The 25,149-nt window shown below is 64.6% G+C and carries 34 protein-coding genes and 1 pseudogene; 17 read left to right on the top strand and 18 right to left on the bottom strand.

Going from position 1 to position 25,149, the window contains the following annotated elements; translation table 11 throughout:
* Positions 1 to 18: 18 nt before the first annotated feature.
* Positions 19 to 792, bottom strand: a complete 774-nt coding sequence (locus tag DSM43276_RS00690; RefSeq protein WP_078330317.1) for an SDR family NAD(P)-dependent oxidoreductase — start codon at positions 790 to 792, stop codon at positions 19 to 21.
* Positions 793 to 836: 44 nt separating this feature from the next.
* On the opposite strand from DSM43276_RS00690, the gene DSM43276_RS00685 reads away from it, so the two are divergent.
* Both DSM43276_RS00685 and DSM43276_RS00680 read left to right on the top strand, forming a co-directional pair.
* Positions 837 to 1,559: an aminoglycoside 3'-phosphotransferase gene (locus DSM43276_RS00685; RefSeq protein WP_078330280.1), complete on the top strand. Its 723-nt coding sequence runs from the start codon at positions 837 to 839 to the stop codon at positions 1,557 to 1,559.
* A gap of 47 nt (positions 1,560 to 1,606) precedes the next feature.
* A complete protein-coding gene (locus tag DSM43276_RS00680; RefSeq protein WP_078330279.1) occupies positions 1,607 to 2,170 on the top strand; it encodes a CHAP domain-containing protein in 564 nt (187 codons plus the stop codon).
* On the opposite strand, the gene DSM43276_RS00675 is transcribed toward DSM43276_RS00680, so the two are convergent.
* Genes DSM43276_RS00675 through DSM43276_RS00665 form a run of 3 tightly spaced genes read right to left on the bottom strand, consistent with a single transcriptional unit; the run spans position 2,171 to position 4,461 of the window.
* A complete protein-coding gene (locus tag DSM43276_RS00675) occupies positions 2,171 to 3,064 on the bottom strand; it encodes a LysR substrate-binding domain-containing protein (protein ID WP_078330278.1) in 894 nt (297 codons plus the stop codon).
* 12 nt (positions 3,065 to 3,076) lie between these two features.
* On the bottom strand, positions 3,077 to 3,490 hold the full coding sequence (locus DSM43276_RS00670) for a tautomerase family protein (protein WP_078330277.1): 414 nt from the start codon (positions 3,488 to 3,490) through the stop codon (positions 3,077 to 3,079).
* A complete protein-coding gene (locus DSM43276_RS00665; protein ID WP_078330276.1) occupies positions 3,481 to 4,461 on the bottom strand; it encodes an NAD(P)H-dependent flavin oxidoreductase in 981 nt (326 codons plus the stop codon). The genes DSM43276_RS00670 and DSM43276_RS00665 overlap by 10 nt, the downstream gene beginning before the upstream one ends.
* Positions 4,462 to 4,591: 130 nt before the next feature.
* Here DSM43276_RS00665 and DSM43276_RS00660 point away from each other — a divergent pair, with 130 nt between their 5' ends.
* Both DSM43276_RS00660 and DSM43276_RS00655 read left to right on the top strand, forming a co-directional pair.
* Complete coding sequence (locus tag DSM43276_RS00660; protein ID WP_078330275.1) at positions 4,592 to 5,329, top strand: AAA family ATPase; 738 nt, start codon at positions 4,592 to 4,594, stop codon at positions 5,327 to 5,329.
* A complete protein-coding gene (locus DSM43276_RS00655) occupies positions 5,326 to 5,670 on the top strand; it encodes a hypothetical protein (RefSeq protein ID WP_136628964.1) in 345 nt (114 codons plus the stop codon). Before DSM43276_RS00660 ends, DSM43276_RS00655 begins: the two co-directional genes overlap by 4 nt.
* Here the strand turns inward: DSM43276_RS00655 and DSM43276_RS00650 are convergent.
* A complete protein-coding gene (locus DSM43276_RS00650; RefSeq protein ID WP_078330273.1) occupies positions 5,629 to 6,108 on the bottom strand; it encodes a MarR family winged helix-turn-helix transcriptional regulator in 480 nt (159 codons plus the stop codon). The genes DSM43276_RS00655 and DSM43276_RS00650 overlap by 42 nt on opposite strands.
* Before the next feature lie 104 nt (positions 6,109 to 6,212).
* Between DSM43276_RS00650 and DSM43276_RS00645 the strand changes: the two genes are divergently transcribed.
* Positions 6,213 to 7,766 carry an MBL fold metallo-hydrolase gene (locus DSM43276_RS00645; protein ID WP_078330272.1) on the top strand — a complete coding sequence of 518 codons (1,554 nt, stop codon included), beginning with the start codon at positions 6,213 to 6,215 and terminating at the stop codon, positions 7,764 to 7,766.
* Here the strand turns inward: DSM43276_RS00645 and DSM43276_RS00640 are convergent.
* From DSM43276_RS00640 to DSM43276_RS00620, 5 genes are all read right to left on the bottom strand, one after another.
* The gene (locus DSM43276_RS00640) at positions 7,763 to 8,221 is read right to left on the bottom strand and encodes a nitroreductase family deazaflavin-dependent oxidoreductase (protein WP_078330271.1); all 459 of its coding nucleotides are present in this window, start codon (positions 8,219 to 8,221) and stop codon (positions 7,763 to 7,765) included. The two genes, DSM43276_RS00645 and DSM43276_RS00640, sit on opposite strands and share 4 nt — an antisense overlap.
* A gap of 47 nt (positions 8,222 to 8,268) precedes the next feature.
* Positions 8,269 to 9,078, bottom strand: coding sequence for a DUF5718 family protein (locus DSM43276_RS00635; protein WP_078330316.1), 810 nt, complete (start codon positions 9,076 to 9,078; stop codon positions 8,269 to 8,271).
* A gap of 5 nt (positions 9,079 to 9,083) precedes the next feature.
* Entirely contained in the window at positions 9,084 to 10,340 is a 1,257-nt protein-coding gene (gene serS / locus DSM43276_RS00630; protein WP_078330270.1) for a serine--tRNA ligase, read from the bottom strand.
* A gap of 39 nt (positions 10,341 to 10,379) precedes the next feature.
* Positions 10,380 to 10,862 (bottom strand): GAF domain-containing protein, encoded by a 483-nt coding sequence (locus DSM43276_RS00625; RefSeq protein ID WP_078330269.1) that lies wholly within the window; start codon positions 10,860 to 10,862, stop codon positions 10,380 to 10,382.
* A 66-nt stretch (positions 10,863 to 10,928) separates the two neighbouring features.
* A complete protein-coding gene (locus tag DSM43276_RS00620) occupies positions 10,929 to 11,378 on the bottom strand; it encodes an ankyrin repeat domain-containing protein (protein WP_078330268.1) in 450 nt (149 codons plus the stop codon).
* An 85-nt stretch (positions 11,379 to 11,463) separates the two neighbouring features.
* Between DSM43276_RS00620 and DSM43276_RS00615 the strand changes: the two genes are divergently transcribed.
* The 5 genes from DSM43276_RS00615 to DSM43276_RS00595 all read left to right on the top strand — a co-directional run bounded on the left by DSM43276_RS00615 (position 11,464) and on the right by DSM43276_RS00595 (position 15,823).
* On the top strand, positions 11,464 to 13,143 hold the full coding sequence (locus tag DSM43276_RS00615) for a septum formation family protein (RefSeq protein ID WP_078330267.1): 1,680 nt from the start codon (positions 11,464 to 11,466) through the stop codon (positions 13,141 to 13,143).
* Positions 13,144 to 13,171: 28 nt separating this feature from the next.
* The gene (locus DSM43276_RS00610; RefSeq protein WP_078330266.1) at positions 13,172 to 13,522 is read left to right on the top strand and encodes a metallopeptidase family protein; all 351 of its coding nucleotides are present in this window, start codon (positions 13,172 to 13,174) and stop codon (positions 13,520 to 13,522) included.
* Between the two features lie 145 nt (positions 13,523 to 13,667).
* Positions 13,668 to 14,039, top strand: coding sequence for a PE family protein (locus DSM43276_RS00605; protein WP_078330265.1), 372 nt, complete (start codon positions 13,668 to 13,670; stop codon positions 14,037 to 14,039).
* A gap of 3 nt (positions 14,040 to 14,042) precedes the next feature.
* Positions 14,043 to 15,083, top strand: coding sequence for a PPE domain-containing protein (locus tag DSM43276_RS00600; RefSeq protein WP_078330264.1), 1,041 nt, complete (start codon positions 14,043 to 14,045; stop codon positions 15,081 to 15,083).
* Positions 15,080 to 15,823: an ESX secretion-associated protein EspG gene (locus DSM43276_RS00595; protein ID WP_078330263.1), complete on the top strand. Its 744-nt coding sequence runs from the start codon at positions 15,080 to 15,082 to the stop codon at positions 15,821 to 15,823. Before DSM43276_RS00600 ends, DSM43276_RS00595 begins: the two co-directional genes overlap by 4 nt.
* A 13-nt stretch (positions 15,824 to 15,836) precedes the next feature.
* Here DSM43276_RS00595 and DSM43276_RS00590 read toward each other — a convergent pair whose 3' ends face one another.
* Both DSM43276_RS00590 and DSM43276_RS00585 read right to left on the bottom strand, forming a co-directional pair.
* A complete protein-coding gene (locus tag DSM43276_RS00590) occupies positions 15,837 to 16,535 on the bottom strand; it encodes an MspA family porin (RefSeq protein WP_078330262.1) in 699 nt (232 codons plus the stop codon).
* 62 nt (positions 16,536 to 16,597) lie between these two features.
* Positions 16,598 to 17,278 carry an MspA family porin gene (locus DSM43276_RS00585; RefSeq protein ID WP_078330261.1) on the bottom strand — a complete coding sequence of 227 codons (681 nt, stop codon included), beginning with the start codon at positions 17,276 to 17,278 and terminating at the stop codon, positions 16,598 to 16,600.
* 260 nt (positions 17,279 to 17,538) lie between these two features.
* Between DSM43276_RS00585 and DSM43276_RS00580 the strand changes: the two genes are divergently transcribed.
* Positions 17,539 to 17,970 (top strand): ester cyclase, encoded by a 432-nt coding sequence (locus DSM43276_RS00580; protein ID WP_078330260.1) that lies wholly within the window; start codon positions 17,539 to 17,541, stop codon positions 17,968 to 17,970.
* A 119-nt stretch (positions 17,971 to 18,089) separates the two neighbouring features.
* On the opposite strand, the gene DSM43276_RS00575 is transcribed toward DSM43276_RS00580, so the two are convergent.
* Positions 18,090 to 18,362, bottom strand: coding sequence for a hypothetical protein (locus DSM43276_RS00575; protein ID WP_234803062.1), 273 nt, complete (start codon positions 18,360 to 18,362; stop codon positions 18,090 to 18,092).
* A gap of 143 nt (positions 18,363 to 18,505) precedes the next feature.
* Positions 18,506 to 18,748 (bottom strand): annotated as a pseudogene (locus tag DSM43276_RS00570) (TetR/AcrR family transcriptional regulator C-terminal domain-containing protein); the annotation flags it as partial.
* Between DSM43276_RS00570 and DSM43276_RS24045 the strand changes: the two are divergent.
* The gene (locus tag DSM43276_RS24045) at positions 18,705 to 18,833 is read left to right on the top strand and encodes an aromatic-ring hydroxylase C-terminal domain-containing protein (RefSeq protein ID WP_412458680.1); all 129 of its coding nucleotides are present in this window, start codon (positions 18,705 to 18,707) and stop codon (positions 18,831 to 18,833) included. The pseudogene DSM43276_RS00570 and the gene DSM43276_RS24045 sit on opposite strands and share 44 nt — an antisense overlap.
* A gap of 124 nt (positions 18,834 to 18,957) precedes the next feature.
* A complete protein-coding gene (locus DSM43276_RS00565; protein WP_078330258.1) occupies positions 18,958 to 19,185 on the top strand; it encodes a hypothetical protein in 228 nt (75 codons plus the stop codon).
* Here DSM43276_RS00565 and DSM43276_RS00560 read toward each other — a convergent pair.
* Positions 19,182 to 19,868, bottom strand: a complete 687-nt coding sequence (locus DSM43276_RS00560) for a histidine phosphatase family protein (protein ID WP_078330257.1) — start codon at positions 19,866 to 19,868, stop codon at positions 19,182 to 19,184. The genes DSM43276_RS00565 and DSM43276_RS00560 overlap by 4 nt on opposite strands.
* Entirely contained in the window at positions 19,865 to 20,791 is a 927-nt protein-coding gene (gene pheA, locus DSM43276_RS00555) for a prephenate dehydratase (RefSeq protein WP_078330256.1), read from the bottom strand. Before pheA ends, DSM43276_RS00560 begins: the two co-directional genes overlap by 4 nt.
* Before the next feature lie 146 nt (positions 20,792 to 20,937).
* On the opposite strand from pheA, the gene DSM43276_RS00550 reads away from it, so the two are divergent.
* Positions 20,938 to 21,723 carry a DUF2470 domain-containing protein gene (locus DSM43276_RS00550; RefSeq protein ID WP_078330255.1) on the top strand — a complete coding sequence of 262 codons (786 nt, stop codon included), beginning with the start codon at positions 20,938 to 20,940 and terminating at the stop codon, positions 21,721 to 21,723.
* Here DSM43276_RS00550 and DSM43276_RS00545 read toward each other — a convergent pair.
* Entirely contained in the window at positions 21,720 to 22,409 is a 690-nt protein-coding gene (locus tag DSM43276_RS00545) for an alpha/beta fold hydrolase (RefSeq protein ID WP_078330254.1), read from the bottom strand. The two genes, DSM43276_RS00550 and DSM43276_RS00545, sit on opposite strands and share 4 nt — an antisense overlap.
* A gap of 103 nt (positions 22,410 to 22,512) precedes the next feature.
* Between DSM43276_RS00545 and DSM43276_RS00540 the strand changes: the two genes are divergently transcribed.
* Entirely contained in the window at positions 22,513 to 23,250 is a 738-nt protein-coding gene (locus DSM43276_RS00540) for a CPBP family intramembrane glutamic endopeptidase (protein ID WP_078330253.1), read from the top strand.
* A gap of 93 nt (positions 23,251 to 23,343) precedes the next feature.
* On the opposite strand, the gene DSM43276_RS23480 is transcribed toward DSM43276_RS00540, so the two are convergent.
* Positions 23,344 to 23,526 carry a hypothetical protein gene (locus tag DSM43276_RS23480; RefSeq protein ID WP_169053018.1) on the bottom strand — a complete coding sequence of 61 codons (183 nt, stop codon included), beginning with the start codon at positions 23,524 to 23,526 and terminating at the stop codon, positions 23,344 to 23,346.
* 26 nt (positions 23,527 to 23,552) lie between these two features.
* Here DSM43276_RS23480 and DSM43276_RS00535 point away from each other — a divergent pair, with 26 nt between their 5' ends.
* Complete coding sequence (locus DSM43276_RS00535) at positions 23,553 to 24,518, top strand: LCP family protein (protein WP_078330314.1); 966 nt, start codon at positions 23,553 to 23,555, stop codon at positions 24,516 to 24,518.
* Between the two features lie 18 nt (positions 24,519 to 24,536).
* The gene (locus tag DSM43276_RS00530) at positions 24,537 to 25,094 is read left to right on the top strand and encodes a ferritin (RefSeq protein WP_078330252.1); all 558 of its coding nucleotides are present in this window, start codon (positions 24,537 to 24,539) and stop codon (positions 25,092 to 25,094) included.
* Positions 25,095 to 25,149: the final 55 nt, after the last annotated feature.

Genomic DNA, 25,149 nt, shown 5'->3' with positions numbered 1-25,149 from the left:
GGTGCACTCGATACCCGTCTAACGCTGCACAAGACCGCCGCCGTCGGCCACGATCACCTGACCCGTGATGAACGAGCCCGCGTCCGACAACAGCAGTAGCGCCGGGCCGATCATCTCGTCGGTGGACGCCAGGCGCCCCATGAAGGACTGCGCCGCCATGGCGTCGATGATCTCCTGCGGGTTCTGTTGCAGCATGTAGGTATCGACGGTGCCGGGGGCCAGCGCGTTTACCCGGATGCCGCGACCGGTGTACTCGGCGGCCATCGACCGGGTGAAGGACATGAGCGTGGCCTTCATGGCCGCGTACATCGACAACATCGGCACATACTGAAAAGCGGCCACCGACACCACATTGAGCACCGAGGCATGCTCACTGGCGGTCAAGTGCGGCAGCGCCGCCTGCACCAGAAACACCGGACCACGCACGTTGACGTCGAACGACTTACCCAGCGCCTCCGGCGTGTAGCTGCCCATGGGCTGCGCGACCGGGTTGGCCGCCGCGTTGACCACGATGTCGACGCCGCCGTACTCGTCGACCGCGCTCGCGACCAGCCCGTCGATATCACTCAGGTCGCCCATATGGGCGGGCACGCCAAGCGCCCGATACCCCTTGTCCTGTAGCTCCTTCGCCGCGGAGGTACAGGCCTCGGCCTTGCGGCTGGACACCACCACCGATGCCCCGCAGGCACCGAGGGCCTCGGCGATGGCGTATCCGATTCCGCGGGTCCCGCCGGTGACAATCGCGGTACGTCCCGACAAGTCGTAGAGCGCCTGGAAGTCGTTGAGGTTCACGTCCGGCACGCTACCCGCCGCCCGATGACGGGCAGACTGGAACGGTGACGATTCCGATCGAGCCGGTGGCCATTCCCGAGATCCTGTCCCATATCGCGGCAGGACGACCGATACTCCCGGTGTGGCACAACGAAATTGGCGGTCACACGTTTCAGATCGGCGACGGGCCGGGCCGTGAATTCGTGAAGGTATCGGCGCCTCATCCGGCCATTGACCTGCGTGTCGAGGCCGAGAAGCTCGCCTGGGCGGGCCACTACACGACGGTTCCCCGGGTCCTGGGCGTCGACACCGACGGCCCGCTGCATTGGCTACACACCGCCGGTGTGCCCGGCCACAGCGCGGTCGCGCCCCGCTGGATAGCCAACCCCGAGCCCGCAGTGCGCGCCATCGGTTCCGGACTGCGCGCGCTGCATGACCGACTGCCCGCCGACGACTGTCCGTACAGCTGGGCGGTGGCCGACCGCGTGGCCCGCATCGCCCATCCGGAGGCGCTGACGCAGCATCCACCGATCGATCGCCTGGTGGTGTGTCACGGCGACGCGTGCGCGCCCAACACTCTCGTGGATGACGCCGGGAACTGGTGCGGACATGTGGATTTCGGCGATGTAGGGGTTGCCGATCGCTGGGCCGACCTCGCGGTTGCCAGCTGGTCATTGGCGTGGAACTACGGCGAAGGCTGGGACACCGCCTTCTTCGAGGGATACGGCGTGGCGGCGGACCCTGAACGCATGGCCTACTACCGGCGACTGTGGGACGCCGAAGACTAACCCTGCCTAGAAGCGGCCCCGCGGCAAATTTCCGTAATCTGGATCGCATGCGTCTGTCGACCCGCCGGGCCCTGTTACTGGTTGCACTCGTCGCAACCCTGGTGGTGGCGGCGGGCGGCGCCATCGGTTTCTACCGTTCCCGCACCGCGAGCCCGGCATTTCCCACCGTCGATACCACCGCGCTGACCCCCGGACGGGCGGCAGTGGTGCGGATCCTCGGGCAGGAATACGCCGAGCAGGCCGGGATGGTGAAGTACTCGGAGGGCAATGACGAGCCGTGGTGCGCCGACTTCACCAGTTGGGTGATGCGTGAGTCCGGCCGCCCGTTCGCCAACCCGAACTCCGGGAACTGGCGCATTCCGGGGGTGTTGACGCTCACCGCGTATCTCAAGGATCAAGGGCGCTACGAGACCCCCGAGTACGCACCGAAGCCGGGCGACATGGTGCTGTACGACGAGCCGAGCCCGAAGGGCCAGCATGTCAACATCGTCCTGATCAACGACAACGGCACCCTGACCACGGTCGGCGGCGGCGAGGGCAGGGGAGTCGGGTTGTCGACCTATGTGGCCGCCGATGATTCGGGTATCACCGGATACGGGCGCTACGAGTGATCACCGCGCGACCGATCGCAGCATCACCGGTGTATCGGCGCGCTGCAGGTGACGCAGGAACTGCGACATCGCCGGTGAGACGGCCGAGTCCGCACGACGGACAAACAGCGTTTCGACTCGGGCCTGGACGGGCGGCAGCTGGTGCACACGCAGTGCGGAGGCACGCTGCGATGCCGTGACGACCGCGACCGGAAGTAGCGTCGCACCCATATCCGCCGCGACACATCCGAGAATTCCTTCCAGACTCCCGAATTCAAGGACCTGAGGGGCTGCGATGCCATGGTCGACAAAGACCTCGTGCAGCCTGTCGCGATAGGCGCAGCCGTTGCGGAAGACGAGCATCCGCGCCGACCTATCCAAGACTTCCCGGATATCGGCGCGGTGCTGGGCGGTGACCAGTACCAGCTCTTCCACGAAAGCCAAATCCGTTGTCAGGGAATCATGCTCGACGGGGCCACAGATAAACCCGCCATCGAGCCGATGATCGTTCACCATATCGGTCAGCTCGGCCGTGGTACCCGTGGTGAGTGTGAAATCGACTCGCGGGCAGTGCGCCGCATACGCGGCCAGAATGCCGGGCAGGCGCAGGCCTGCCGTGGTTTCCATGGCGCCGATCGCCAGCGTCCCGGTGGGTTCGGCCTCATCGCCGACCACTTGAGCGGCTTCTCTCAGCAGTGCCGTGATGCGCTCGGCATACGGGAGAAAGGCTTCCCCCGCGTTGGTCAGGGTCACTCCCCGCGCGTGCCGACGAAACAGCTCGACGCCGAGTTCGTCTTCCAGCGCCTTGATGTGGGTGCTGACATTCGACTGCACGGTGTGGAGCCGCTTCGCCGCATGAGAGATACCGCCGGCCCCGGCAACCGCGAGGAAATGCGTGATGTCACTGAGCTCCATGACCGGAGTCGATCACGCACTCGCGGCGGCCGGAACGGCCAGCTCGCCGGTGACGTATTGCGCCTGCCCGAAGCCGAAAGACCAATCCTGCGACCCGTTTTCGCTGATCGCCACGAACAGATCCGCGCCCGCCACGCCAACGGCGGCCAGCTTCACGGCCAGCGCCGAGAAGACCTTCTGTTTGGTCTCCGTCGTCCGGCCGGCTTGGGTGAAGATGTGCACGATCACCACCTGCGCCGATCGGTGGAATCCCAGTCCCGCATCTTCGGCGATGATATCCGCCGAGTCATGCCCCGTAATGATCTGGAATCGGTCGCGCACAGGGATTTTCAAGACTTCGACCAGGGCCTCGTGCACCGCGTCGGCGATGGCGCGCTGCTGTTCGCGCGTCCGATCCGAGGTGACGTCGATACGCACTAGCGGCATGGGCTGACTCCTTGGTGTGTCGGGTTGATAGCGGCGGCCTGGGCCACCATGGAATGGATGATGTCGGCGGCACTCTCGATACTCCGTATCTGCCCAATGCCCTCGCCGACGATCAGATTCGCGACGGTGTAATCCGCACCGGCCAAACCTGTCTGGTAATCGGCACGGGCCCGGTCGAGATGCCGGACGAGCTCGGCTTCGTGGCCGTGCCACCTGTTGACGAAGTCGTTGCGCAATACCCTGCCGCTGTACGCGGACGGCCAACTCTTGCCGCGCACAATGTCATAGACGTGTTGGCGGATGGTGTCGTCGCCGCCGGCCTGAAGGGCAGACTGCTGGGCGGCTCGAGAGATTGCCGCTTCCTGCGCGGCCAGAAAGCGCGTCCCTACCAAGGCCCCGTCGGCGCCCAGAGCCAGCGCTGCCGCCAGACCGCGGCCATCGGCCACTCCGCCGGCCGCCAACACCAGGACCTGAGGCGCATTCTTCGCGACGACGTCCACGATCTCGGGCACCAGGGTGAACGTCGATCGTTGTCCTGCCCCGTGTCCGCCCGCTTCTCCCCCCTGGGCGGCGATGACGTCGGCACCCACCTCGACGGCCCGGAACGCCTGCTCGATGTTGTGGACCTGGCAGATCAGTGGCACCCCGGCGGCGCGGATCCGCGGCGCATAGGGCGCGGGGTCTCCGAATGACAGGAAAATCGCTGCGGGACTCTGTTCCAACACGAAATCAAGGACATCCTCGTTGCCGTTCAGGGTCCAGGTGATGAACCCGCATCCCACGGCGCCCCGCGCCCGCTCAAACTGTTGGCGAACCCACGCCTCGTTCGTGTAGCCGCCACCGAGTAGGCCCAGCCCACCTGCCGCGCCGACGGCGCTAGCAAGGCGCGCATCGGCAACATCATCCATCGGCGCCAGGACCACCGGATGCTCGATGCCTAAATGGTGGGTCAACCGAGTTTTCAAGGTCATGTCTCAACCGTAGGTGCGCGAGAAACCCCAGGTCCAACGGTTTCTAGCGATAGGAGCATTCTGTTTTTCAGAATGTTCTCCAGAGTACATCCCTCTCCCTGAGAAGGACGAGTCCCGATACCATCGACGAGTGATCCTGCGCCAGATCGCGATCAATCGTGAAAAGCAGCCCGATGCTTGGTATTTGGAAATTCCTGCGATAGCACAGATCGCGAGAGAGCCTCTTCGGTTGACCACCGGCGTCACCGTGATCGTCGGGGAGAACGGCTCGGGCAAGTCCACGTTCCTGGAGTCGGTGGCCACGTCATGGGGAGGTATCGACCCCCTAGGCAACCCGGTGCGGCTTCCGGGTGCGGTCAAATACTGGGCGCCACCACCCGGCCGTGAAGACACCGATCTCTCGTGGGCCGTCACCTTCGATGCCGAGCACCCGCGTCCCGGCGGGGGCTGTTTCTTACGCGCCGAGGCGATGCACCAGCTGTTCACGACGGTCGACCAACGCACCCCGGAACAGATCTTCGACGGCAGGCTCAATGAGCGCTCGCATGGCGAGTCGTTTCTGGCGTTCCTTGCCGAACGCGACATGGAGCGCGGGCTGTTCATCCTCGACGAACCCGAGGCGGCACTGTCCTTCACCTCGTCCCTGCAATTGATGGCGATGCTCGACGCCGTGGTCGCCGCGGGATCTCAGGTCATCATGGCCACCCACTCCCCCGTGCTCGCGGCATTTCCTGGCGCCACCATCCTGGAGTTCGGGGAAGATGGTGTGCAGCAATGCGATTGGAACGATCTGGAGATGGTGGGGCACTGGCAGCGTTTTCTTTCCGATCCGCGCGTCTATCTGCGGCACTTGTTCGAGGCCGAATGATGCAACGGGACATGCGCTGTGCGGTACTGGGCGCGGCCTGCGCGATCGGATTCGGTCCTATCGCGGCGGCGCTGACTGCGGTCGCATACCGGTTTCCGGTGCCGATGGCGGGTTACGTCAGCGGTCCAGCCAATATCTGGGCAGCGATGTTTGGCGCCGTTTTCTACTTGGTGCTGGGCGGTTTCGCCGTCATCGGCGGCTTCGGGGCCGGAGCCGGTCTGACGGCGCAACGGCTCCGACCACACCATGCGGTGCCCTACACGGTCGGTGCCTCGTTCGTCGTCGCGCTATTGGGCGCGCTATCCCTTGCCCTGTGGGAATACGTCGTCGGGGTCTGGTGACCGATCGACCTGCGCAGCCATCCGGCGGGTGAGGCCTCCGAGGATCCTGGCGGCCTCGGCAAGCGTGCGCTGCTCATCGGACGGCAGCGTGCTCAGCCACGGATCCAGAACGCGCTGCCGCTGCGCGCGCATGGCAACAAGAGCCTCGCGTCCCCGTGCGGTCAGCTTGATGCGCTGCGCCCGCTTGTCGGCGGAATCCACCCGTCGCTCGACGTACCCGACATCCTGGAGCCGCTTCAACTGCACGGTCATGGTGGGCTGGCTGCAGTGGTCGGCCTGAGCCAGGTCCGAGATCCGCGCGTCCTCCATCTCACCCACGAGTGCCAGCAGCCGCGCCTGCGCGGTGGGTACAGGCAGCTCGGCCTGGCTGGATACCCAGCGGTTAAGCCGCGCGATCACGGTCAGTACGTCGGCAGTGAGGCCATCGGCAGTGGACACAGGCCGATTTTACGTAGCGTCTCTATACAAGGGGATTTTGATGCATTTTCCGGCGTCTTACGCACCTTTTTGCACCGTAATCGCAGCTCGATAGGCTGGGGGTCATGCGAGTCACCAGTGTCGGCCACGCCGGATTCTTCATCGAGACGGCTGCGGGCAGCATCCTCTGCGACCCCTGGGTCAACCCCGCGTACTTCGCTTCCTGGTTCCCGTTCCCCGATAACAGCACCCTGGACTGGGACCGACTCGGGAACTGCGACTACCTCTACGTCTCGCATCTGCACAAGGACCACTACGACCCGAAGAATCTGACCGACCACGTCAACAAGGACGCGGTGGTGCTGCTGCCCGACTATCCGGTACCGGACCTGAAGCGCGAGCTCGAAGGGCTGGGTTTCCACACATTCGTGGAGACCGAGACCTCAGTGAAGCACCGTGTGAGCGGCCCCAAGGGCGATCTGGACATCATGATCATCGCGCTGAGAGCACCCGCCGACGGGCCCATCGGCGACTCCGGGCTCGTGGTGTCTGACGGCACCACTACGGCTTTTAACATGAACGACGCCCGCCCCGTCGACCTCGATGTGCTGGCCGAAGAGTTCGGTCATATCGACGTGCACATGCTGCAGTACTCGGGGGCCATCTGGTACCCGATGGTCTACGACATGCCCGTCCGCGCCAAGGAGGCCTTTGGCACCCAGAAGCGGCAACGGCAGATGGACCGGTGCCGCCAGTACATCGCACAGGTCGGCGCCACCTGGGTGATCCCGTCTGCCGGACCGCCGTGTTTTCTGGATGCAGAGCTGCGTGACCTCAACGACGACCGCGGTGATCCGGCGAACATCTTCCCGGACCAGCTGGTGTTCCTGGACCAGATGCGACAGCACGGCCACGACAGGGGTCTGCTGATGATTCCCGGTACGATCGCCGATTTCACTGCCTCCGAATTGAATTCGCTGGTACACCCGGTATCGGACGAAGAGGCCGAGCACATCTTCGGCGCCGGGAAGGCCGCATACATCGAGGAATACGCCCAACGGATGGCTCCCGTGCTAGCCGCCGAGAAAGCCTCCTGGGCGCCCGCTACGGGCGAACGACTGCTGGAGCCGCTGCGCGCCACGTTCGAGCCGATCATGGCGCAGACCGACCAGATCTGCGACGGCATCGGCTATCCCGTGGAACTGCGCCTCGGCGCCGAGACCGTGGTGCTCGATTTTCCTAAACGCATTGTCCGCGAACCGATTCCTAACGAGAAGTACCGCTATGGCTTCGAGATCGCGCCTGAGCTGGTACGCACGGTGCTGCGCGATGCCGAACCGGACTGGGTGAACACCATCTTCTTGTCCACCCGATTCAAGGCCTGGCGGGTGGGCGGCTACAACGAGTATCTGTACACCTTCTTCAAATGCCTCACCAACGAGCGCATCGCCTACGCCGACGGTTGGTTCGCCGAGGCCCATGACGACAGTGCCTCGATCACCCTGGATGGCTGGGAGATACAGCGCCGCTGCCCACACCTGAAGGCCGACCTATCGAAATTTGGTGTGGTGGAGGGAAAGACGCTCACCTGCAATCTGCACGGATGGGACTGGAACCTGGAGACCGGCCGCTGCCTGACCTCCAAGGGCCACGAGCTGCGGTCCAAGAAGCTCGGCTAAGCCGGTACCAACTCGAACATCGGAATCACCCGGTCAATCCGCGACTGGTAGTCGCCGAAGAACGCGTACCTGGCCACCAGCGCCGGGAACATCTCGTCGCGCTCACTCGAATCCAACTCGCGGACAACGGCATTGTAGACGTCCGGAACGATCTCGACGGTCACCGCGGGATGGGTGCGCACATTGAAGATCCACGATGGGGGTTCCTGCTGTCCGCCGTTGGACCCCACAATGAACCTGCGCCCGTCGTGCTCAAAGTACCCCAGTGGTGTCAGCCGTTCGATTCCCGATTTTGCGCCGGTGATCGACAGGATGAGCACCGGCATCTCGTCATCGGATACTCCGGGGAGCTTGCCATTGTTCTGGCGGAGCAGCCTGATCATCCGGCTATTGTGTTTCTGCACACCGCTTTCAGAAAGTTCCCGGTACGAATCCGATGTCACGCCTTCGGTCATATTCCGACGCTAGCGCGAACTCAGCAGTCCGGACCCGGCCGTCCCACCTAGCGGACGTTGCGTACCCGCTGCCGCAGCTCGGATGCCTCAGCGGATCCGGTGCTGTAGACGCGCACCACCGCCTCGTCGCCTGCTTGTAGATACGTGGACTCGCCCAGTTTCGTGTACTTGGTGGCCCCGATACCGATCAGCACATGCGCGGGGTGCCCGGCGGCCACCATGAGTGCGCCCACATCCTCCAGCGGCGTGTCCGGCGAACCCTTTTGGTTGTCCAGCCGCTCGGTGATCCAGTCCAGGAGCACCTCGCCGTAGTAGGAGTATCCAAGCAGTGGGCTGTCCACGCCGTACTCGTGCTGTTGTCCGTCCGCGGTGTGCAGGTGACAGTTCAGCCGCAGGGTGGCGGTGGGTCCGTCGGGAGTGAGATCGCTGACCTCAAAGAACTGTCGCGCAACGCCTTTGGATGCCGCTCCCCAGTTCTTCTTGTCACTGATCTTGGGAGCGTTGGGCCGGCGGATCGAGCAGTCGTTGAAAGCCCCCAGCGCGAACGGCTCCAGTGAGGCGACGACGTCACCGCGCCAATGCACCCGGCATGCCAGCCCCACCTCGGGTTCGATCTGCAGGTTCAGCGGAGTGTCGCTCTCGGGCAGCACCGTCTCATCGTGCGAGAGCGGGAACTGCCCCAGGAACCCACCATCACCGGGCACGTACCAGGGGAAGATTCCCTTCGGCGCGACACCGTTTGACGCCACATTCACGAAATCCGCTGACTCCCCGGCCTGTTCGAGATGCCCGGCGAAGTTCCCGGCCACCCCGAAGCCGAACCAGCTACGCAATTCGTCCAGCTCGACGTCGAGCATCTTGCTCATGTGGGTTCCAACACTTCGGTTCCCACGAAGGGAACCAGGGCCGCGGGTACCCGAACACTGCCGTCGGGTAGCTGGTGGTTCTCCAGGATCGCCACCAGCCACCGCGTGGTCGCCAGTGTGCCGTTGAGTGTCGCGGCCGTTTGCGGCTTACCGTTCTCGTCGCGGTATCGCACGGCCAGCCGCCTCGCCTGGAAGGTGGTGCAGTTGGAGGTGGAGGTCAGTTCGCGGTAGGCCTGCTGTGTCGGCACCCACGCCTCACAGTCAAACTTGCGTGCCGCCGATGATCCCAAATCGCCTGCCGCAACATCGATCACGCGGTACGGCACATCAATGTGGGCCAGCATCTGACGCTCCCAGCCCAGGATCTTGGTGTGTTCGGCCTCGGCGTCCTCGGGCTTGCAGTAGACGAAGGCCTCCACCTTGTCGAACTGGTGTACCCGGATGATGCCGCGGGTGTCCTTGCCATAGCTCCCGGCCTCGCGGCGGAAACAGCTGGACCATCCGGCGTACCGCAGCGGTCCATCATTCAGGTCGAGGATCTCCCCTAAGTGGTACCCGGCGATCGGCACCTCCGAGGTGCCCACCAGATATAGGTCGTCCTCCTCGAGGTGGTACACCTCATCGGCGTGGGCGCCCAAAAACCCTGTGCCTCCCATGATTTCGGGCTTGACCAGCACGGGGGGAATCAGCAGGGTGAAGCCGTTGGCCACCGCGGTCTGCACGGCCAACTGCAGCAGACCAAGTTGCAGCAGCGCTCCATATCCGGTGAGGAAGTAGAACCGGGCACCGGAGACCTTCGCACCGCGCTCCATGTCGAACAGGCGCAGCGACTCACCCAATTCCACATGATCCCTGGGGTTTTCGATGACAGTCGGCTCGCCCACCAGCTCGCGTACCACAAAATCCTGCTCGCCACCGGCCGGAACCCCGTCGATGACCACATTGCTGATCGCCTTGTGTGCCTCGGTGAATGCGGCCTCTGCGACCACCTGCTCGGCTTCGGCGGCCTTGACTTTCGTCGCGAGTTCAGAGGCGGCAGCCAACAGCGCGGGGCGCTCCTCGGGCGTCGCCTGGCCCACCTTCTTACTTGCCGTCTTTTGCTCTGCGCGCAATGTATCGCCGGTCGACACCGCCGCCCGCCGTGCCGTATCGGCGTCGAGGAGCACATCCACGAGTGCCGGGTCCTCGCCCCGCAGACGCTGCGAGGCACGCACCACGTCGGGGTTTTCACGCAGGAATTTGAGGTCGATCACCCGCTGAACACTACTGTGACTGGTTTCCGCACCTGCGATTCAGCCCAGTGCTGACCGATCGGCTCGGATAATCGACTCAACGTGGACACGCAAACCCACCAGCTCGTCGCGCTCTGCCGACGTGTACTCGCGCGCTACCTCGTCAAGCACACAAACGGTCCCGACGACCTCACCGGCCGAGTCGTGAACGGGAAGCCCTAGGTAGTTGGTGAGGCCGAACTCGATTTCGTCCTCGTTGCCCGCGAAACGCTTGTCGACCCGCGAATCCCGCACGAAGACCTCGTCACCGGTGTCCACCACGTGCTCGCAGTACAGAGGGACCTTGCCCGGGTCATCTCCCGCTTTCTTACCGACGGCCCCGACGGCGTAGTGCTCGGCCGCCTCTCCGGCCGTGGCAGCGACAGCCATCGCACCGGGTTCCGAACGCATGATCAGTACCGATCGGACACCGAGGAGGCGCGCGATCTCATCGAGCCGCGGTGCCAGGGCAGCGAGGTGCGGATTGGTCTCGGCAGATGCCACGCAGCAACGCTCGCCTACCGCGGCGACAGCAGCGAGAGTTGCACTCACCATGAATCCCCGTGCGGCCTACAGGCCGAACAGGCTCAGATACTCGTCCTTGCCGAACATCCGTGCCGCGTCGAGCGCGGACGGGGTTCCGGCGGTGGGATCGGCGCCCGCCTTGACCAGGATCTCGACAATGTCGTCGGAGCCCTTGAACACTGCGCCGGCCAACGGGGTCTGCCCCTTGTCGTTGGCGCGGTTGACGTCGGCGCCGCGCGCTATCAGCGACCGCACCGTCGAGGCGTTCCCGTGGTAGGCGGCCAACATGACGAGGGTGTCGCCTGCCGCATTGGTCAGATCCACCGGTGCACCGGAGTCCAGGTATGCGGCCAGGGTGGACGCGTTGCCTTCCCTGGCCATATCGAATAGCTCGTGGGCGAGCGCGGCGACCTGCTCGGCAACGCGGGCCTGATGCTCGGCTTCCCCCGCTGAAGAGTCGCCGATGTCGTCGCCGTCATCACGGTCAGGTTCCATCGTTGTCACAGAGTTCAATCTAGCTGCGCGTGCGGACAGCATCACTGGGCTAACCCACACCGCCACCTGTAACAATGACTGCAGTATGAGTGACGAAGCCGAACCCACGCCGAAGGTCGAGCGGGACGAGTCCTCCCCGGACGAATCCACCAACGACGAGGTGGGCACCGATACCTCCGCGAACTCCGCCGCCGAGTCCGTGGATACTGCCGTGCCACCCGCGGAGGCCCAGGAGGCCCAGGAAGCCCCGGAGTCCCCCGTCACCTCGGACTCTGATGCCGAATCCGCCGACGCCACCGAATCTCCGCAGACGGAAGTCCTGGACTACCCCGATAGCGGCGAGGCCGACGCACCCGCAGATGGCGCCGCCGCGGCCCCTCTGTCAGAGAAGAACCACTGGTGGGAGAGCCTGAAAGAGGGTCTCAAGGAGCGTTCCACCCACCGCGCGCTGCTGCTCGTCACCTTCGGTGGCCTGTTCATCGCGGGTCTCACCCAGGCGCTGCCGGACGGCTGGACCTCGGCGGACCGTCTGGTCAACAGGATCGACTCGAACCCGGTGCCGAGCACCGGTGCCCCGGGCAACAGCACCTTCAACTCGGCGAAGGGTGGCGACTGCCTCAGTTGGTCTGCGCCCACGTCCATGGCCGATGTCCGCACCGTCGACTGTGCGAGCGATCATCGTTTCGAGGTCGCAGAGTCCATCGACCTGCGGACCTTCCCCGGCGCGGAGTACGGGCCGGATTCGCAGCCACCCAGCATGGTGCGCATCCAGGAAATCAGCCAGGAGCAGTGCCAGGTCGCCATCAACCGCTACCTGGGCGATCGCTACGACCCGAACAGCCGATTCACCATGGGCATGTTGTACCCCGATAAGAAGGGCTGGTCCGAGGCGGGTGAGCGGCGTGTGCTGTGTGGGCTACAGCTCCCCGGCTCCGACAACCAGCAGCAGCTCTTCCGCGGCAAGGTAGCCGAGCAGGACCAGTCCAAGGTCTGGCCGGTAGGCACGTGTGTCGGTATCGACTCGACGACGAACCTGCCCACCGAGCTCCCGGTTGACTGCGACAGGGCTCATGCCATGGAGATCACCGGAACCGTGAGCCTGGCGGAGCAGTTCCCGGGTTCGGTACCACCCGAACCCGATCAGGATGCGTTCATCAAGGACAACTGCAACCGCCTGACGAACGAATACATGGGGAATCCCGATGGGTTCCGCGCCACCACGCTGACGCTGTCGTACAACACGATCACCCTGCCGAGTTGGACCGCGGGTAGCCGTCAGGTCAGCTGCAACATCGGTTCCACCCTCGGTAACGGCGCATGGTCGACCTTGGTCAACAGCGCCAAGAGCGGGCAACTACTGATCAATGGGCAGCCGCCGGTACCACCGCCGGACATTCCCGCGGACCGGCTGAACATGCCGCCGATCCCGTTGTCCACCACTCCGGCGCCCACCCAGCAGCCAACTCAGCAACCCAGCTACACACAGCAGCCGACATACACGCAGCAGCCGACCCGCACCCAACAGCCAACCCAGCAACCAACCCAGCAGCCGACGCGGACGTCTGCGCCGCCAACGTCCTCGGCCGCGCCCAACCCCAGCAATCCGCCTGGCAACACGATCGTGACAACGCTGCCCCCCGGCGCGGGTCCACCACCGCCGCCTGCGGGCCCGCCGATGGATGGCCCTCCCATGGAGGGACCGCCGATGGAGGGACAGGTGCCAGGACAGGCACCCGCGGGAGCCCCGCCGCCCGGACCGGCCTAGCTGTGTCAGCCCCCAACTCCGGCCCCTGATGGCGGTCCAGATGAGCGAGCAACGGTTCGAAGAACTCGTATCCGACGCCCTCGACGCCGTGCCGCCGAAGCTCGCCGCCGCCATCGACAACGTGGTGGTGCTGGTCCAGGACCGACATCCGGAGGATCCCGAGCTACTCGGGCTGTATGAGGGGATAGCGCTGACCGAGCGCGACAGCTTCTATGCGGGCGCGCTTCCGGACACCATCACGATTTATCGCGAGCCGCTGCTCGAGATGTGTTCCAGCGAATACGAGGTGGTCGATGAGGTGACGATCACGGTGATCCACGAGATCGCTCACCATTTTGGTATCGACGACGAACGCTTACACCAGCTGGGCTGGGACTAAAGAGGCGGCTGAGGTTTGCTAGAAAAAAACCCAAAAATCTTGGAGAATTATGGAACCGAACAGAGGGATCCGCCGTCCATCTCTAGTGAAAGGGCAAATCTGCTCTTAGGACGACGCGAGACAAGTGGGGGAAAGGGGACAGAAGATGGCTGACGTACCGGCGCCCGCCCAGCGTGAGGAGATCCGTTGGGACCTGGCTAACCAGCCGGGAACTGTTCTGCAGGTCGATCCGGATGTGATGAAGGATGCCGCTGTCGAGTACGACGCGATGGCGCAGCGACTGCAGGAAGCTCTCGACAAGCAGCTTGAGGCCACGAAGTTCGGCTCGGCGGGCCGCGACGAGGTGTCCACTGCGGTAGCCCACGCCTCCGCGAAGACCAACGAGAACTTCGAGAAGGTCGCCAGGGACGGTATCGAGCAGCTCAAGCGCATTGCCGAGGCGTTCCGACGCAACTCTCAGGCGTTCGTGGATCTCGAACGGCACAACGCCGCCCGTATCAATGGTGTGGGGGAATAGATCATGACCGGATTCACTGGCGTCAACTGGGTGGCCCGCAAGGCGAAGAAGCTGGCCCTGGACCTGACCACCGGTGCGGGCCCGACGCATGTCGTCGACAGCGCACTGGCCTGGCAAGAGATCAGCGCCGCGTTCGCCGAGGTGCACGAGAACAGCCTGGGCGTCAGCGAGAAGCTCGTGGAGGGGTACCGCGGACCTCGTGCCGAAGAGGCGCTGTCCAAGCTGACCCCCTTCACCGAGTGGCTGGACAAGATGGCCGGACTGACTCAGGAAGTCAGCGACACCGCCAATACCTACGCCGAGTCCTATGGCACCGCGGTTCTCGACATGCCCCACATCAACGACCTGGCCCAGCTGGAAAAGGCCAAGGCCGAAGCTTTGTCGGCCGGCGGAGCGCTCTTCGGACTCCACGCCACCACCGAGGGCATGGAGCAGGGTCTCGACCTACAGGCCGCCAAGGCCATGGAGACCTACGAGTCGGCCAGCGAGCCCGCGGCGAAGGTCGTGGAGTTCCCGGCGGCTCCGGAGATCATCAAGTACCCCGAAGAGAAGTCGGAAGCCAACAGCGGCAACACCGGTGTCAGCGCTGCGGGCGTCGGCCTGTCCGAGATGGGCCCGAGCCCCCTGAGCCCCGACTCGGTGCCCGGCGTGCAGAGCGCCCGCGCGGCGGCAATCTCGATGACTGCGAATGCGGCCTCCGTCGGCGGCTCCGGTATGGGCATGGGCGGAATGGGTGCGCCGATGGCCGGCATGATGGCTGGCGGCGCGCTGGCCGCGAGCGCAGGCAAGGGCATCAAGGTCGGAAACGTCAACGGCAAGAAGGATGAGGACGAAGACGAGGAGAAGCTCACCGCCATCGGCGCCACCGGCGTCTTCATGGGCGACGAGAGCAAGCCCGTCGAACTGCCGGACATTCTGACCACCAAGTCGGGTACCGACAAGGTCGCCGACTTCGAAAATGTAGATGCCTCAACGCTGTTCGAGCGCGGCGGCTCCAAGGGAGCAGTGGCGCCGCCGGTCCTCGGTGCGAGCGCGGAGCTGTGACCGTCCGCCTGGACTTCGACGAACTGGAGCTGACCCGCGAGATCACCGGCAATGACCTTTTGCCGGTTGTGTTGGCCGCAGGTCCGCGCCACGAAGACGAAGTCGAGCATCGAAACGCCCTGGAAAACGCCCGCACCAGGCTCAAGGAGCGCAACCTGCTGAAGGGCGAAGACCTTCATCCGACACTGCGCGACATGCTGACCTCGGCCAGCAAGGCCACCGGTCAGGTCGCGGTGCGCCGTTGGGCGGGATCGCAGATGCTGCGGCTGTGCCTGGTCGAGCACGGCGAGGCGTATGTGCTGCTGGTCAACGATGGCGAGGGTGTGGCCATGCGATCGGTGTCCGGTTCACTCGGCGCCGAACTGTGGCGCTACCTGGGCGATGCCACCCCACTGAAGTTCGGGTCGATCAATGCGCCCGCCGAGCAGCTGGCCCTGGCACTCAACGCCGAGCCCGCCGACATGGCCCGGCACCTCATGGCTCTCGGTGCCACCAAGGCCGACGCCGTAACCGTCGCGAAGGCGATGGCTCGCCGCGGCGCGATGACCGAGATCACCGCGATTCGACGCGTCGACGGCATCACCGACCGTGCACCCGGCGGAGTTGCGGTGTACGACACCGCGTTTGGCCGAATCATGGCCACCCCCAGTACATCTGCCGACGGTGCCCTGTGGGCCACGCTCACTCCAGCGACACCGCAGCGGATGACGCACGCGCTCAAGAGCCTTGGCCTGGAGTAGGGCCCGGCCCTGTTCACACCGTCTTGGTGACGCCGTAGTAGCCGATGATGTCTTCAGTTCCTGAGGTCGTGCTGGTAAGCACCGCATAGGATCGCAGGAACGACTGCCCTATGCACCCATCGATCTTGATGTGGACGTCCTTGAGCGTGATGCGCGACTGCGTGCCCTTGAACTTCTTCTTGGTGACAGAGACGTTGATGACCTCACCGGGCTTTGGCCTCACCTCAATGTTTCCCACCAGGGGCATGCTGATGTTGCCGAGTCCGGACTGGCCAATCGACGAGGAGAGGCCGACGCTTCCGGTCAGACGAACACCACTCAAGGCGATGCCACAGCCAATCTGGTAACCCGCCTCGACCGTGCCACCTTTCAATTTGGTGCTGCCACCGCCCTTCACGGTGGCGATGAACGTGCCTCCGGCCAGATACTCGCGGGAGGAGGTCGCCGTGGTGAGTGGCGGGATCGGCAACTGGGTCTCTTCCTCTGCCGCAAGCGTCAACACCCAGCCGTCCGGTGTGGTGACGGTCGCCGGCGGTTCGGAGGCGACGACGCCGGTGTCCAGCGCTGGGCCGGGTTCGCCCTCCACCGGGGGCGGCGGGTTCTCGGCTGCGGCGGGCAAGGGACGTGGAGAAGGAATGGGTTCGGCCGATGCCAGCGGGGCCGCTCCCGTGAGTACGCACGCGGCAGTCACCGTGGCAAGAGCTCTATACATGGTCATCGACGCCTCTCAAAGCTGGATACGGCAGAGCGAGTTGAGATTTGGGTGCTTGGCGGTCAGACAGCCTTGGTGACACCCATGTAGGTGATCACGTCCTGCGTGTCCTCGGTGGAACTGGTCAAGATCGCATAGGAGCGGATGAAGGACTGACCCACGCAGCTGTCGATCTTGATACGGAACGCGGTAATGGTGACGCGGGCGGTGTCCCCCTCGAATGCCATCTTGGTGACCGGGATGATGGTCGCGGTCCCCGGCTTGAGGGTCGGGCGGACCTGTGCAAAGACGTTGCCGCCGACGCTGGGCACGCCTGCTGGGCTGATCTGTGGCGTGATGCCGCCACCAAATCTCAGGTCGACCTCGGCAGCGCTTATCCCACAACCGATTTGGTATCCAGCCTCCAGGGTACCGTCGGTCAGTTTGGTGGTACCGGCCCCCTTGATGGCTCCGAGGAAGGTGCCACCGACCAGATATTCGCGCGAGGACAGGGCCGTGGTCAACGGCGCGACAGGCAACTGCACCTCGTCCTTGGCCGCGACAGCCAGCATCCAGCCCTCTCGCGTCCGTAGGGTGCCCGGCTCCGCGGACGCGACGGCACCGTCTACCGCAGGCGGGACCGGTACCGAATCGGCGGCCGCAGCGTCCGGAAGTGGCTCGCCGCCCGGCGGATCCGCCAGGGCCACAGGCGCGACCGCACCGAGCGCACATGCGGTGGTCAGGACGGCAAGACTTTTCAGCATGGTGGCGGCGGTGCCTCTCAGTTGTCCAACACGGTCCATCCCCGGGAAGCCCGGAGGTGATACCTGGTACCCCTTTGGGGTATGGATGATTTTTAAGATGACCACATTTACGGCACGTGAACGGATCGGGAACGGGGTTTGTCTGTTGAGCATCCGTTCCATGCGCGCGCGGCGGGGCACCTATCGGAATATCCGGACCGCAGTCCGGTTGTAATCATCTAGGTGGCCGGGGATCGGCCCTACGGGACGGGAGCGGGTTCATGAGCGACAACGTTGTGGGTGCGGAGGCTAAGGAGATCGTGCGGCTCAACACCGAACAGGTACAAGGACGGGGTGATTTCGACCTACTGGAGACGCTCTTCGCGGACGATTTCGTGGACCACACCCCGCAACCGGGAACAACGCCTGACAAGGACGGCGTGCGCGTGCTCTACCGCCGGTTACGCGACGCATTTCCCGACTTCCGCCCCGAGATCCATTGGCAGACAGTTGATGGTGATGTAGTAACTACTTTCAAGACATACCACGGAACTCACCGGGGCGCGTTCCTCGGCATCGAGCCGACCGGTCGCGTCATCAAATTCGAGACCGTCGATGCGATGCGCGTGCGGGACGGACAGATTGCCGAACACTGGGGCGTAGCCAACCTTTACTCGGTGGTACACCAACTCGGCGGCCGCATCCAATCGTAAACACACGGGCGCATCGCGACATTCAACTTACTAGCATCCGAGAGAGCAGAGTCAACTGATGAATCCGGCTATGAGGCAGTGGAACTCATCTTCGTGACAGTTATTTGAATAGGGGGTGGTCACGGCCTCTCGGTAAGCGAGGCGGTCGGCCACACGGTGTCGCGCGTCGCCGGAAATCGACGGTGCAGGCCAGTAACCAGGTGATGCGCCTCGTAAAGTTCCTTACGCAGATCATCTACACGCTGTTGCCGACGTCGCAGAGCCACGGGATGACGCGTGGGAAGCCGCATCCAGTCTTCGGTTTTGGCCATTGCCTGTGACACCTCGTTGATGTGCTCGTACAACGAAACCAGCAGCAACCGAGCCTGCGCCAAGGAAGCGTCGTCAGCCATGAGCCCATACTCGCATCCGGCGATTCCATACCGATAGGAATCCGCTCCCCGCGTGGCACGAATACCTGCGAGAACCCGCCCGGCCGCCGCACTACACGGTTCCGTGTGGCGCGGCCTGCCCGAGTATGAGCTGTAGCCCAAGTTCAAACGGTCTTCAGCGCCTGTTCCTCGATGCAGAAGCCAACAATAAAGTGGCGCACCAGAATCATGCGCTGTGCCGCTTTCTCAATCGAGAGGCCCGCTTCCCGCCATGCCAACAATGCCGACTCGGTGACGGCGAAGGTCGCTACATCCGCAGCGAATGTTTCGGCAAGGACTCGTCCGCCGTCGCGGTGATCGACGATGCTTCGTCGCAGCGCGTACACCCAGCTCGTCACACGGTCTCGCCACGGCGTATCGGGATCCACAGCGGCGGCGGATGCACCGACCGCACTCCTGATCCGTCCAGACGGGTACGTGGCCTGGGACTAAAGACGGCGACTCGGGCCTGTCCAGATTGCGCGACAGCCTGACAAATGTGGTGCGGCCCGGAAACTCACTGACTGAGCCCGCGCGGTGACGAGGACTTGTCGGTGTTCGGTGCTAGAACACGGGTATGAAGAAATCACCGGAGTGGCGGCACGCCATCAGCTGCGGTGTGGCCTGCCGTGATTGCATCCGAGATATCGACCACTGCCACGGCACATTGATCGTGCATTCGTCTCGACATGCCGAGTGCACAGACCGTGACTGCGACGGTCAGTACCTACTACGACACAGCCTCATCATTGATTGCACTGCCGCACAATGCGATTGCGAGGGCGAGAGCCAGCTGGCGGTCTAGCCCATCGGGTCGGCCGACTGCGCCAGTTCCTCGGCGCTGGCGGCCTCCTGATGCGGGAAGGGCGCGGCCACATCGCCCCAATGCACGCAGCTCCACCGTCCGTCGGTAATCGGTGCCAGCACAACCGCTTCCGCATTGCGCAGGTGATGGTTCACCGCGAAGCCCGGGTCCACTCCGGCGAGCGTGGCCGCCACCAAGCGGATTGCCGCCCCATGGCTGACCACCACCACATCACCGGTCGACGCGTCGTTTTCTAAGTGCCGCAACCGGAGCTCGGCAACCACAGGCAGATACCTGTCGAACACGTCTTGCGCGGATTCACCACCAGGCAAACGGGTTCCGAAATCACCGAAATGCCAACGCTCATACGTACGGTCGAAAATCTCGAACGACCCCAGCCCGGTGTGGTCCTCCAACTCCCCGGCCTGCACCTCATGCAAACCGTCGAGCTGAAGCGCCTCCACACCCAGATGTCCCGCGATTTCGGTAGCGGTCTGGACGGCGCGCAGCGCCACCGAATGCACCAGCACCGCAGGCGCATGCTCCTCGTACTGTTTGGCGAACAGGCGCGCCTGTTGCAGTCCGAGTTCGGTCAGCGCCGCGCCCGGTGGTTTGGTGTCCAGCCGGCGTTCGACGTTTCCATACGACTGCCCGTGCCGGACCAGGACAAGACGCCCGCTCATCGCAGCTTCCCTTCGCGTGTCTCGGCGAGCCATCCCGACGCCTCGTCCAATACCGGCGGGTTGGCACCGGCAGGCGCCGCGACTCCTCTCGGCCACGATCCCAAATACCGCACATCCGCACAACGACGATGCAGCCCCTTGAGTGCCTCACCGACCGCGACGTCGTCGATATGGCCGACACAGTCCAGGAAAAACCGATAGGTACCCAGGCCAGTACGGGTCGGTCGGGACTCGATGCGGGTGAGGTCGATATCCCGGATCGCGAACTCGTTCATGGCGGACGCGAGTGCACCGGGTACGTTCCCCAGCCCGAGCACCACCGAGGTGCGATCCGAGCCGGTGGCCGCGGGCGGCGGCCCAGGTCGCCCCACCAGCACGAAGCGCGTGTGCGCGTGGGCTTCATCGACGACGCCGCTGGCCAGGACATCCAGCCCCAGTCGCTGCGCGGCCCATTCCGTGCATACGCCCGCGTCGGCCCGCAGCGCCTTCACATCCTCGGCCGCCGCGGCATTTGAGTTGGCGGCGATCAGCTCGGCATTGGGCAGATTGGCCGCCAGCCACTCCCGTACCTGCGCGGCAGCGATCGGGAATCCGGCGACGGTCTTCACATCCTCCGCGGACGTACCCGGCCGCACCGCGATGGTGAACGACACCGGCAATACCGTCTCGGCGAAGATCTGCAGGGGAGTGCCTACGGCCAAGGTATCCAGAGTCGGCACTACCGGACCCTCGAGCGAGCTTTCGATCGGAACGCAGGCGTAGGCCGCGCCCCCCTTCTGTACCTGTACCAACGCCTCGCGGGCACTGGCAACCGAGACCGGCTCCACCTCTGGCGCGCCCGGAATCCGTCCCGTCGTCCGCAGCGTGGTCAGCGCGGCCTCGGAGAACGTGCCTTCCGGCCCTAAATACGTGATGCGCTGCACACTTCAAACCTTAGGCGTTCCGCCGCCGGGCGAACCCCCGACACAGGCGACAGCACAGGTGTCCCTTGCACTCTCCACGGTCCGTTGTTAACTTAGGCTTACCTCAGTTCCTCGGGTTCTCCAGGGTTTGAACAGGAAGGGTCACCATGACCGCAGCACCGCCCACCACCGCCGAGCGCGTTCGTTCGGCTTGCGCACGGGCCGCGAGCTCAACTCTCGCCATCGCCGGAGCCGACGTGGTCGGAACCTCGCTGCACCATCTGTTCGACGACGGCACCTTTGCCGTCGCGGTCCCCTCGGATAGCGCCATCGCCGCCACCGTTGTCGCAGCCGGCCAATCCGGGATGCCCGCCCTCCTGGAGCTGACCGATCAAGCTCCGCTTCCCGTGCGTGAACCGGTCAGATCACTGGTCTGGGTGCGCGGCAACGTGGTGGCCGCCTCCGATCGGGAGGCCCGCGGCATCGTCGACGTGATCGCCAGCCGGATACCCAATCCGGCGCTCCTGGATATCCGCACCGATATGCGGCTGCGCACAGAGCCCGGCTCGGTCCTGCTGTGCCTGAGCGTCGAGTCCGTCGTCGTCGCCGACTCGACAGGAGCCGAATCGGTTGACGTCTCCGCACTGCTCGGCGCGCGGCCCGACCCCTTCTGCGCACTCGAGGCCGGCTGGTTGTCACATATCGACCAGGACCACCGCGATCTGGTCGAACGACTGGCACGGCGCCTTCCCCTGAACCTGCAGCACGGCGAGGTGCGGCTGCTCGGCATCGACCGTTACGGCATCCAACTGCGTGTGGAAGGCGCGGCGGGCGACCACGACGTGAGACTGCCGTTCAACGAACCCGTCAACGACACCGCAGGCCTGAGCCAAGCACTGCGCATCCTGGCTGGCTGCCCGTTTCTCAACGGACTGCGCGCCCGCAAGATCTAACCCAGCAACAGTTCGCGCAACACTCCGGCGAACATCGCAGGGGCCTCACGATGCGCGAAATGACCTTGCCCAACAAGCTCTTTGACTCGCACACCGGCTACCCGCCGTGCCAAGTACCCCACCGGCTCGCGGAACTGCAGCGGCGAGTTCGCCCCTTCGAGTAGCAGCATCGGGATGACCGCATGGGTGTACTCATCGAGCACCTCCACGCAATGCTCCAACGCCTGGAACTCCCGTGACACGGTCGACGAACGCGCTCGAACCGCCGCGCTCCCTTCCCGATTCGCCGTAGCCACACTGTCCGACACCGGAAGCGGTGGCTCGTACAGGACGACGGCCGCCACATCGAGCCCGCGACGCAACGCTTCCAGCACGACGACGGCGCCGAACGAATGGCCCAGTACCACCGCATCGGGTCCCGCTTCCGCGGCGACCGCGATGACATCGTCTGCCTCGCGCGCCAGACTGTGTTCCTCGGCGTCCGTACTCGCACCATGCCCGCGTCGGTCAACGAGAAAACAGGTGAAGTCCCGTCGCAGCTCTGCGGCGACATCGAACCAGCTCGCCCCCGAATCCATCGCGCCGTGCACCATCACCAGCGGTGGCCCCTCACCGGACACGGTCAGACTCAGCCGTACCCCATCGGGCGATGCCACACAGCGCAGAGTGCTCACCACATCGGACACTCTTCCACCAATACCAGCCACAATGGGCGCCGTGGCCGAATCGGAGTCTTCATCTCTTCGCGCATGCGGGGGGTCCCTCCCGTTTACGGGGGCCTCATCGGACATGACACCGCGCACCATCCGCATCGAGATCGGGATCGTGCTCGCCATCAGTTTCGGGATGAGCGCACTCAGCGCCCTCCTTCAGTTCACGTCTGCCGTCCTGGCCGGGCTTGCCGGCCAGACCGTCGCCCTCAATCCCCGTCGCGCCGAGCTCAGCCTGATAGACCTGGGATTGAACCTGGTATCGATCACACGATTGGTGGCCTGGGGCGCACTTGCGGTGTACCTGTTGTGGCGCAGCGGTTTCAGTCTGTCCTCGATGGGGCTCGGCCGCTGGCGCTGGCGGCCCGACGGCCTGGGTGCACTCCGATTGGCGGCGCTGATCGGGCTGCCCGGCCTGGCGCTGTACGTCGGCGCGCGCTGGATGGGCTTGAGTGTTCAGGTCATTCCCGCCTCCCTCGATGACACCTGGTGGCGGCTGCCGGTGCTGGTGCTGTCCGCGTTCGCCAACGGCTGGGCCGAGGAAGTCGTCGTCGTCGCCTACCTACAGACACGGCTGCGGCAACTGGGCCACGGAGCGATCGGCGCCATCGCGTCCTCGGCACTGTTGCGCGGTTGCTACCACCTCTATCAAGGTGTCTCGGCAGGTGTCGGGAACCTGGCGATGGGTCTGATCTTCGGATACGTCTGGCACCGCACCGGACGGTTATGGCCGCTGGTCGTCGCCCATGGCGTGATCGACACCGTTGCCTTCGTCGGGTTCGCGTTGCTCCGGGATCACCTGGTCTGGCTCCATTAGCCTCATCTCATGGGATGCGCACGATGACAGAGCCCACCATCCCCTTCCGTGGCCGACGCCCCCATCAGCCGGAAAACCGGGAGGACAGCGAGGTCATCCGTCGGCATCCGCGGCAGCCACCTCCCCCGGCGCGCGATAACCCGCCGCCTCGGCAGAGTCCCCCGCCCCCGCGCCGCGAACAACCACCGCCACCGCGGCCCTCTGCCCGCGATCGGCGGCCGCGTCGTTCGGCGCCGCCAGCCATACCGCAGCCGCCCCCGCCACCATCACGCCCACGACGCACGCGACGATGGGGCACCTGGATACGGCGCACTTTCGCTCTCGCGACGACCCTTGTCCTCCTTGGGTTCTGCTCCATCATCGGCGCTGCGTTCTGGATCGACGGGCGGATACAGCGCGTGGACGCACTCACCGAGTATCCGGAACGCCCCGCAACCGGCAGCGGGACCAATTGGCTTCTGGTCGGCTCGGATAGCCGCCAAGCCCTCAGCCCGGAACAGGAAGCGGAGCTCGCTACCGGCGGAGACACCGGAGACGGCCGCACCGACACCATCCTGCTGGTGCACATACCCGCGTTCTACGACGGCGGGTCGGCCACCATGGTGTCCCTCCCGCGTGATTCGTACGTCCCCATCCCCGGCTACGGGAGCGACAAGATCAACGCCGCGTTCACACTGGGCGGGCCGGCGTTGCTCACCCAAACCGTCGAACAAGCCACCGGACTGCGCATCGACCACTACGCGGAAATCGGATTCAGTGGATTCGCCTCGGTGGTCGATGCCATCGGCGGCGTCGCGATGTGCCTCGACGAGCCGATCGACGATCCGCTGGCCGGAATCAACCTGGCGCCCGAATGCCAGACACTCAACGGACCCAACGCACTTGGATACGTACGCAGCCGGGCCACACCTCGCGCTGATTTGGATCGCATGACACACCAGCGGGCGTTCATGTCCGCACTGCTTCACCGCGTCAGCAGTCCGGCCGTATGGGCCAACCCGTTCCGCTGGTATCCGCTCGCCACATCCACCGCCGACGCCATCACCATCGCGCACGGCGATCACAGCTGGAATTTGGCCCAATTAGGTCTGGCCCTAGCGGGTTCCGTGCAGAACCTGACTATGCCTATCGGCTCGTTTTCCTCGAACTGGGCGGGAGACGTCGTCACGTGGGATGAGGATGCCTCGGCGCGGCTGTTCGAGGCTCTACGTACCGGTCAGCAAGTTCCCACAGACCTCTTGCCCGACCCGGCCACAGCGACCCCTTGACGCACTAGGCTTTTCGATGTGGCTACCACCGATCTCCATGCGCGCGCATCCTCACCATTCCTCGAACTGTTGCGTAACCAGATCCGCAATGAGTTCACGGCCTCCCAGCAGTACATCGCCATTGCGGTCTACTACGACGACGCCGACCTGCCGCAGCTGGCCAAGCGCTTCTACGCACAGGCGGTCGAGGAACGCAATCACGCGATGATGATCATCCGCTATCTGATCGACAAAAATGTCGCCATCTCGATCCCCGGCATCGACCCCGTCATCAACGAATTCGAGGACGCGCGCGCACCCATCGCCCTGGCCCTCGAGCAGGAGAAGCGCGTGACCGATCAGGTCACCGAACTCGCCCGCTCGGCCCGGTCTTCGGGGGATTACTACGGCGAGCAGTTCATGCAGTGGTTCCTCAAGGAACAGGTCGAGGAGGTCGCCCTCATGGACACGCTGTTGACGGTCGTCGACCGCGCTGATCACGACCTCTTCGATCTGGAGAACTTTGTGGCGCGCGAACTCAGCCGCCCCGTCAGCCCGGATCCGACGGCGCCGCCTGCCGCCGGCGGCGCACTCTAGGTCAATCTCTAGGTCAATTTTGCGCACGGCGATTCCCAATTAACGCCGTGCACAC

Source organism: Mycobacteroides salmoniphilum (assembly GCF_004924335.1).
Classification (GTDB): domain Bacteria; phylum Actinomycetota; class Actinomycetes; order Mycobacteriales; family Mycobacteriaceae; genus Mycobacterium; species Mycobacterium salmoniphilum.
This window is presented reverse-complemented; position numbering and strand designations above follow the sequence as displayed.